This is a genomic window from ANME-2 cluster archaeon, assembly GCA_019429385.1.
Classification (GTDB): Archaea; Halobacteriota; Methanosarcinia; order Methanosarcinales; family Methanocomedenaceae; genus Methanocomedens_B.
Genome location: JAHYIS010000054.1, coordinates 1 through 8,140 on the forward strand (window position 1 = coordinate 1; position 8,140 = coordinate 8,140).

6 protein-coding genes and 2 pseudogenes are annotated in these 8,140 nt (G+C 44.6%); 6 read left to right on the forward strand and 2 right to left on the reverse strand.

Translation table 11 applies throughout. The features are described 5' to 3' along the window. Window positions 1–486 precede the first annotated feature (486 nt). From K0A89_12410 to K0A89_12425, 4 genes and pseudogenes are all read left to right on the forward strand, one after another. Window positions 487–732: pseudogene (locus K0A89_12410) on the forward strand (fumarate hydratase). Further along, window positions 725–1,318 carry a FumA C-terminus/TtdB family hydratase beta subunit gene (locus K0A89_12415; GenBank protein MBW6519287.1) on the forward strand — a complete coding sequence of 198 codons (594 nt, stop codon included), beginning with the start codon at window positions 725–727 and terminating at the stop codon, window positions 1,316–1,318. The pseudogene K0A89_12410 and the gene K0A89_12415 overlap by 8 nt, the downstream one beginning before the upstream one ends. A 187-nt stretch (window positions 1,319–1,505) precedes the next feature. Further along, window positions 1,506–1,781: a rhomboid family intramembrane serine protease gene (locus K0A89_12420; GenBank protein MBW6519288.1), complete on the forward strand. Its 276-nt coding sequence runs from the start codon at window positions 1,506–1,508 to the stop codon at window positions 1,779–1,781. A gap of 168 nt (window positions 1,782–1,949) precedes the next feature. After that, complete coding sequence (locus K0A89_12425) at window positions 1,950–2,318, forward strand: rhomboid family intramembrane serine protease (GenBank protein ID MBW6519289.1); 369 nt, start codon at window positions 1,950–1,952, stop codon at window positions 2,316–2,318. Between the two features lies 1 nt (window position 2,319). Here K0A89_12425 and larA read toward each other — a convergent pair. Then, window positions 2,320–3,576 (reverse strand): annotated as a pseudogene (larA, locus tag K0A89_12430) (nickel-dependent lactate racemase). An 89-nt stretch (window positions 3,577–3,665) separates the two neighbouring features. Here larA and K0A89_12435 point away from each other — a divergent pair. Beyond that, window positions 3,666–3,794 carry a hypothetical protein gene (locus tag K0A89_12435; protein MBW6519290.1) on the forward strand — a complete coding sequence of 43 codons (129 nt, stop codon included), beginning with the start codon at window positions 3,666–3,668 and terminating at the stop codon, window positions 3,792–3,794. Window positions 3,795–3,809: 15 nt separating this feature from the next. Beyond that, window positions 3,810–4,280, forward strand: a complete 471-nt coding sequence (locus tag K0A89_12440) for a methyltransferase (protein ID MBW6519291.1) — start codon at window positions 3,810–3,812, stop codon at window positions 4,278–4,280. 283 nt (window positions 4,281–4,563) lie between these two features. Here the strand turns inward: K0A89_12440 and K0A89_12445 are convergent, their stop codons facing one another. Continuing rightward, on the reverse strand, window positions 4,564–7,470 hold the full coding sequence (locus K0A89_12445; GenBank protein MBW6519292.1) for a DUF11 domain-containing protein: 2,907 nt from the start codon (window positions 7,468–7,470) through the stop codon (window positions 4,564–4,566). Window positions 7,471–8,140 lie beyond the last annotated feature (670 nt).

An 8,140-nucleotide genomic window follows, 5' to 3' on the forward strand; every position in this document is an offset into this window, starting at 1 on the left:
TTAAGTTTATCGTGAGATGAGGCATAATTTTAACGATCAAGGAAGGTAAAAGAAGTATAATTAACAGATTGGTTGATTTCGTTTGCAAAAAATTGAAGAAATCACTAGATTATGGGATAGTGCCATTAATCGCAATCCACAATCTCATTGAATATTTGGGTTAGGGACATCCAGAATATTATTATGGAACTCTTGCAGCAGCCTATCTTATCCGACTATTGGCAGTTACAGAACTATTTGTTGCTATCTTATTGGTAGAATGGCTTATGTATCAGTGGATAAAGATAATTTAAAAATAATTTATAAACACTTTCCTTGCCTTCTCTGCTTCATTTTTTTCGATGTGGTCATATAATTTTTGAGCATCCTTGAAATCCTGGGTCGGGACGTAAATCAATCTTCCCAACCATAAACCACCCACAAAAAAACATCAAATGGGACAGCGCGGATTCGAACCGCGGTCCAAGCGTCCCAAACGCTCGAGGATCGGCCAGGCTGGCCAAGCGCTCGCTGCTGCGTGACCTTGACGATATGGACGAGTATGAGCAGGAATTGCTGGAGGCTATCAATTCGCTGGGTATCGGTCCCATGGGACTGGGCGGCAGGACGACTGCGCTGGCCGTGCATGTGGAAAAAGCACATTGTCATACAGCCTCGCTGCCCGTTGCCGTGAATATCCAGTGCTGGGCCAACCGGCACGCATCTGTGACCCTGGAGGCGGGACATGACTGAATACCACCTAACCACACCTTTGAACAGGGATGATAGTATGGAATTGCGGGCAGGGGATATAGTCTACCTCTCAGGCATCATCTATACAGCAAGAGATGAGGCTCATTTACGAATACTTGAGTTGAACGATGAGGGAAAAGCCCTGCCTTTTAACCTTGAGGGTGCCGCCATTTATCACTGTGGGCCCCTGATGCAGCAAGAAGGTAAGGGATGGCGGGCAGTGGCGGCAGGACCCACCACCAGTGCCAGAATGATTGACATGACACCTGCATTGCTGGATAACTATACTGTCAGGGCCATTATCGGCAAGGATGGCATGAAGGATATTGCCCCGGTCTTGAAGGATAGGTGCGTGTACCTCGCATATACCGGTGGGTGTGCGGCTCTGGCTGTGGATATGATCAAGGATGTGAGGGATGTGCACTGGTTTGACCTGGGGATGCCTGAGGCTGTGTGGGTGCTGGAAGTAGAGGAATTCGGGCCGCTTATTGTGGGAGTGGATGCACTGGGAACTGACCTGTTCGGTGAGGTTATGGACCGCGCAGGGGATTCTTTTACAAGAAAATCCTCCCTGCGGTCGGATTAACTTGAGTACAAAAAGTTATACGTTATGTACAACAAGAAAATCTTCCCTGCGGTCGGATTAACTTGAGTACAAAAAGTTATACGTTATGTACAATTAAAAAAGAATAATCGAAATTAAAACAAGAAAATCCTCCCGTCGGTCGGATTTACTTGAGTACATAATCTTATAGATTATATACAATAAAAAAATGAAACTTACCTATTTTCTCATATTTTTGTGTACCAGCATAAGCCTGTACGCATGGATAAATCCCGACTTGAACCTTGCTTTTAGTTTAATGACCCTGATGAGAGGGAATTATTACACATTAGTTACAGCCATTTTTGTCCATGCGGATTTTCTTCATCTTGCAGGGAATATGGTATTCCTTTACCTGTTCGGTACGTTCCTCGAAGACGAAATAGGACCGCTACGCACAGGAATTGCATTTTTTACAGGAGGAATTCCATGCGTGATCGGTTAAGTGATGAATCGTGATAAATTGCCAATATTTTAGTAAATTATTGACTAAAAACATGATTTGATATTCGGGGCTATAACATGCGATTATTAATATTTGGTGGAAAATCATATGATTATATTCACTCAAAAACGACATGCGTTTAAGGTAAAATCCCTTAACCGATCACCAATGGGAGGAATTCTTACCTTCATAATAAGCATTCCCTTTTATCCAAATTCAAATATGGTGATAGCATCTGCTGCCATATTTACCTTAATGGCTGTAGTATTACTTGTCAGGGAAGCCAGCATTTCAGGCAGGTTCCTTTCACCCATAGGACCCCTGGCAATTTTGTTCTTTATTTTTAATCTGGTTGCAGTTAATTCCATACAATCAGGTAACGTTGCATATATATCACATGCTATAGGCTTTATTACAGGGCTTTTTTTTGGAGCAAACTGGAACAAGGAATGGAAAAAAAGCCTGGTGTTTACCTTTTTATTACTGGTACTTTATGTGATAGTGTATCATTTCCTGGTTGTGATCTATTTTGACTGATCTATTTGGATTTATCCACAACCAGCGTCGATCCCCCGTATGGTACAACTACGACCCGTGCATCCGGACCGTATTGTAATGCAGCAGATTCAAATGCTTCCTGAATACTTATCGCTGGCTTAAAATATGCTTTACTGGCAACCTCAGGCGTCAATTCAGACACCAGGTAAAGTTCGAACTCCTCTGCCAGCTTACCTATCAACGCTGCTTTATGTCCGCCCTGCATGAAGCTCTGGTTGAGCCGCCTTATGGCATCCTGCGGGCCCGATGTAGTATAGAGCCATTGCTCATACATCGTATCACCCAGTCCTTCATTGCACCGGACTACGAGAATGATAGACCCGCCCCGTTTCACTGCAGCCTTAACATGCTCCAGTGCCTTATGGGACTGGAACAGGTTGATATCTTTAGGCCACCGCCCCTGGGATACCACCACTATATCGGCCGTTTCTACCTCCTGTTTGTACATGGCATCTACCATAGCGGCCCCTGCCCTGTGTGCCTTTACTGGATGACCTGCCACCGCACCAACAATGTCCTTGTTCGTGTTCAGTATTACATTCAATATGAAATCCACGCCAACTATTTTTCCTGCTTCTTCCAGGTCTGCCCTCACCGGGCAGTCAGGATTACCGGGGGCTGTTTCCTGCTCGGTCATGAGGGCATGGTTGGTTTCGATGGAGAGGCGGGAACGAACTCCTGGTAGTACCGCCTTTAGCCCGCCGGTATATCCTGCAAAGTAGTGATGTTCGATATTCCCGGTACAGATGACTATGTCCGACTCAGCTACGGGCCTGAACACTTCAACAGGTGTACCGCGACTGGTGGTGCCAAGATTGTCACACTGTTCGATAGTGTGGTCAATGCATTATTATTCTTGATAGATGTCCTGGCCTACTATGCTGCGTTTTTCTTTTTCTGTATGATACCGGTGGATACCCAGGGCAAAGACTATAGTGATGTCCTCTTTTTCCACATTGGCAGCGAGCAGTTTATTGAGAAGCGGGGGCAACATCAACGCTGTCGGGACCGGACGGGTGGTATCGCTGACGATGATGGATACTTTATCTCCCGGCTGGACTATTTTACTCAGGCGCTCCCTGCTGATTGGATTTTGAAGTGCTTTTAGGATGATCGTTTTGGGGTCTGAAGTGATGGGTGTTTCATTTGGATTCACAGATTCCACTGGATGCGTTTTTGGAATATCTAAAGATACTGTGGTTTTTCGAATGGTAGTTGCAGATTCATGGTTATCGATGTTAGATTCGTTTGCAATGATTAGATAGTATTTATCAAATAAATTTTTATATGAAATCCATCAATTCTAAACAATAATCCCTCAAGATAGTGCTGGGAGCGGCAAGCCCTGTTGAAGGCGAGTTCAGGACCCATACTTTACATAAGGAACACGGGTGCCGGTATAGGGTGGACCTGGCCGGCACATATTTCTCAGGCTGTTTGGGAACGGAACGCTAAAGGGTGGCAGATACTGTGAAGACGGGGCAGTGCGTGGTCGACCTGTTCGCAGGTGTTGGGTCGTTCAGCATACTGATTGGCAGGACCGTGCCCGATGCCAGCTTGGTGGCTGTGGACAAAAACCCTGCTGCGGTAGGGCTGCTTAAGGAGAATATATGGATGAACGGGCTTGAGAACGTGAGGGCAGTTGAGGATGATGCCAGGCATGCCGCTGTGAAGCTGGAATATGCGGCGGATCATGGTATTATGAACCTGCCCCAATCAGCCCGGGAGTTTCGGGATTCGGGTATATTGGCGGCAAAGGTCGGAGGAATGGTGCATTTCTATGATATTACGCCTGAGGATGACCTGTATGGGACGTCGTGGGCGCTCATTGAGGAGGCTGCAGCCAGACGACAGAAAAGAAGGGTGAAGTGTGTGGATAGGCGGGTCGTGAGGTCGCATGCGCCGCATCAGTATCATAAGTGTATTGAGTTGAGGGATTAAGGACTGATAACTCCAGCCGGCATGCCACAAACCGCCGTCCGGATGTAGTCATGCTGTTGTGATATCTTGGGCGATGCACGGAGGTTTGTGGTGAGCAGCACAGGAGAGGGTGTGCGCACGACGGCGGTGGGCGATTAAAGCGAGCTGCAGTTAACAGGGGACAAAGGATTGTGAAAGCCTGTGCTAACAAGTAGTATACTATGTGTATTGAATTGTGTGAGAAAAAAAAGTGAAATGAAAGGGGATGTTGTACCCCCTTCATCTCATATATGCCAAGACCAGATTATGTAAAGTTCACTATTTCGATGTTGCCACCTGTAACTTCTACGGGCTTAATTTCTGACATGCATATCACGGAATAATTCCCGGGGGTCACATCAGGGAAATAGTAGAACCCATGCTGGTCAGTTTCTACAGATCCTACATACTCATCTGGATTAGCTGAAGTGTTGTTCAGCTGTAATACAGCACCTTTAATCGGCATGCCTGTAGAACTATTACTCACAACTCCAACTACGGCACCGTAGTATTCACCTGCCATCACATACCATGATGCAGTGGACCTGCTGTGCTGCACTGAATACTCATCCCTCCATTTGAGTACGGCACCAGAGTTCAGAATTTTCAGGCCGTCGCTGGTATATTCCTGCCTGCCTGAGGGATTTAATCTGGTTACTACCTCAAAGGAAAGTATTGCCTGCTCTCCACTGGCCAGTTCGCCTATGTCCCAGTATACCCTTAACTGCGGCATTTGCTTGGCTTTGGCATACACAAAGTCAACCGTACCCTGTGACTCAGTATAGCTGTAATTTCCTGGGGTGGTTATGTTCCAATCAGCATGGTCCAGTTCAGCGCCGAAGCGGTCAACCAGTTGAACATTGCTCATGTTGTATCCTGCAATGTTGGGTACATAGAAAGTAACTGTCCATTTGATCAATTGTTGTACCGGTACCCATGGTGTGGTCAGTGGCTCCCATTCGCCAGAAGACTCGTTGTATACTGAAGCGTTGGTGAACTCCTTGCGGAAATCTCCATGAAGTATTTCGACTTCAGCACTATCCTGACGTACAATGATGTTGGGAAGACTGTTAACCTGGTAGAAGGCTGTTACAGTGTTTTGCAGTGGATTGGGGTCAGTGGGGGCTATTGGCCGGATCTTGTTGACCGTGGCCGATTCTCCTGGCATAAGAACAGCCGGAAAATCGTCTGTGATAGTTCCCATCAACGAATCTGTTACATTTATCCGATCGAGCTGTACATCGCCGGTATTGTTGATTACTATTGTGTATGTAATAGTATCGCCTACATAACCGGCTGTTGGACTGGCTGTCTTGGTAAGTGTCATATTGGGGTGCACCAGGTCGACTTCAACTGAATCGCTGTCTGTGATGTCGTTTGAAAGTGATTCGACGCGGTAGTGTGCCTCAGCAGTATTGTTCAGGGGATCACTGTCGCCTTCCTGTACAATATAATCGTACTCGTAGCTTTGCTGTTCACCAACACCAAGTCCAGTACTGAAGTTGCCTGAGATATCACCGGCATAGGTATCGGTGAAGCTGTAACGTACCAGGGCAACATCGCCTGTGTTGTTCACCGTTACGTTGAACCTGATAGTATCGCCTACCATGGAGATACTGGTATTGGCGGTCTTGGTAACCTCAATAGCAGGATGAACTAGGTCGACAGAATGGTTTGCAGTAGCTGTTACCGATGTGCTCATACCCTGAACTGAATAATTTGCAGTCACTTCATTGTAGAGTGGGTCAGAATCGTTACTTTGTACTTCATATCCTACAATCACTGTAACTGATTGCCCAACATTTAATGTTGCAGGAAAGGGTGAAGATATGTTACCCAGTACGGTGTCATTGACACTGTTGAGAGTGAGGTTTACATTTCCGGTGTTGCTAATATTGAAAGTATAGTTAACAGTATCGCCTACCTTGGAGATGTTATTGTCCGCAGTCTTGGTAATGCTCAAATTCGGTTGTGCAAAGAAATTCCCAAAGTTCATATCACCTTGGAGGTCATGTTGAAGTGTCAAATTCACTCCCCATCCGAAAGGTCCCACATTTTCGTATATTTCCATACTCGATTGGTATAGGGATGTATATGAATAGATTTCTGTTACGTTAATGCCAGTTCCCTGCTGGTGTGTAATTCCACCATAAGGATAGGTCTGCAAATAACCAGACTGGAGTATTTCGTATATAATCCAGGTTCCAGTAGTAAGGTAAGGGAAGTGATATTCACCAAGTCCGTTTGTTAAAACCGATGTAGTAAAATCGATTCCCTCAATATTTCCATATACCTGTATTTCCCAGTTTGAAAGCCTTGGTTCTGAAGGGTCAGGCATTTGATTCATATTTTCATCCAGCCATTTGTATCCACTTATCGAGCCTGGAAGCCCCGTGGGGATAGGGATAGGAACGTCCTTATTGCCACTGAGTGATTCCAGATGGATGTGCCCTGAAGATCCTGGCACGTAACTTGAACCTAATCTCATATCAGTGCTAAAGCCGGACATATTATACAAATATCCGCCCCAGTCATTGGTCGGGGATGCATCATAACCTGGCTGCAATGTGTTGTTCCAGATAAATGAACGTGACTCATGTAACTGCCAGTAGATTACAATCGTATTTGCGGTCTCTGGGATACCAGCATTAAGCAAATCCTGTTTTGTAATTATAAACATGCGTACTGCATCTGTAGGCGTGCCAATACCCCCGTCAAGAGCTCTGTTAATCTGTTCCGGTGGAAGATTCAGAAGGGTAAAACCGGCCCAATTATTATCCAGCGGTGGTGTATTGTCAATATCATTTTGAGCTGCTTCAATCTGTGCACGTGTCGTTAAAAGATATGCATCTCCACCATTATATGGCCAACCCTGTGAATCATTCAAATCGGTTGTGTCTGCCTGGATACCCCGAACAAGGTCAACAAACCTTTTATTTGAATTTGTGAAATCATAGGAGATGTTGATGTATAGATTATCCAGATCTGGATAATCATCCTGGACGTTTGTCAGAACAAGTTTGTACGGTACCCACTCACCTTCAGCCCATGTGTTGCCGAGGTTGCCTCCAGTCCACCCTAAATCGAGTAAACCCCCGCCGCCTTCATTGGCACGGAAACCGTTCAGCGTAATTTGCATTACTGCACTTGCAACGCCTGTAGATAGGAGCATTGCTATTACAAATATTACTAACAATGTCGAAGTTCGTATTTTTATTTTAACATTCATATTAATATTACCTCTTTGATATTATTACATATTTAGTGTCTGGCTTATAGGAATTTATATTAATGTACATCTGAATGAAGGCACTTTTGCCGGTTAACCCCCATTGCCAATATTGATTTAATTTACTCAATACCATTTATACGTGTCGTCTGTATAAATATTTATCAACAGATGAGTGTGATGATGATTATCATAGGTAATCAGAGATTGTCGGAAAAGTCCCGAACTTCTGTTAAATTAATACACTGTCTTCACTACAATTCTCGTTAAACATACTATCGGACAGTATCCCATTAAAAATAAACGCCCACGCAGGCGATTTTTTATTGTATATAATCTATAAGATTATGTATGAAGATTCCCGTTGAAAATGGACCCCATTTTCCCACCAATTTTGACCCACCTTCATATAACATTTCATACTTTTAATAGTTCCTATTTTCCACTCAATCAAACGTTCCAGATTTTTGGGGGGACTGGCCCCCCAAAATCTTCCACTCCGTGAATCAATAATGATTGCCGGTATTATTCTATTTCTTTCCACTTTTAGAATCGTGCTTCTTCAGTCTATAACTCTTACCAGTAAAGTAAAAGACATGTGAATGATGTAACA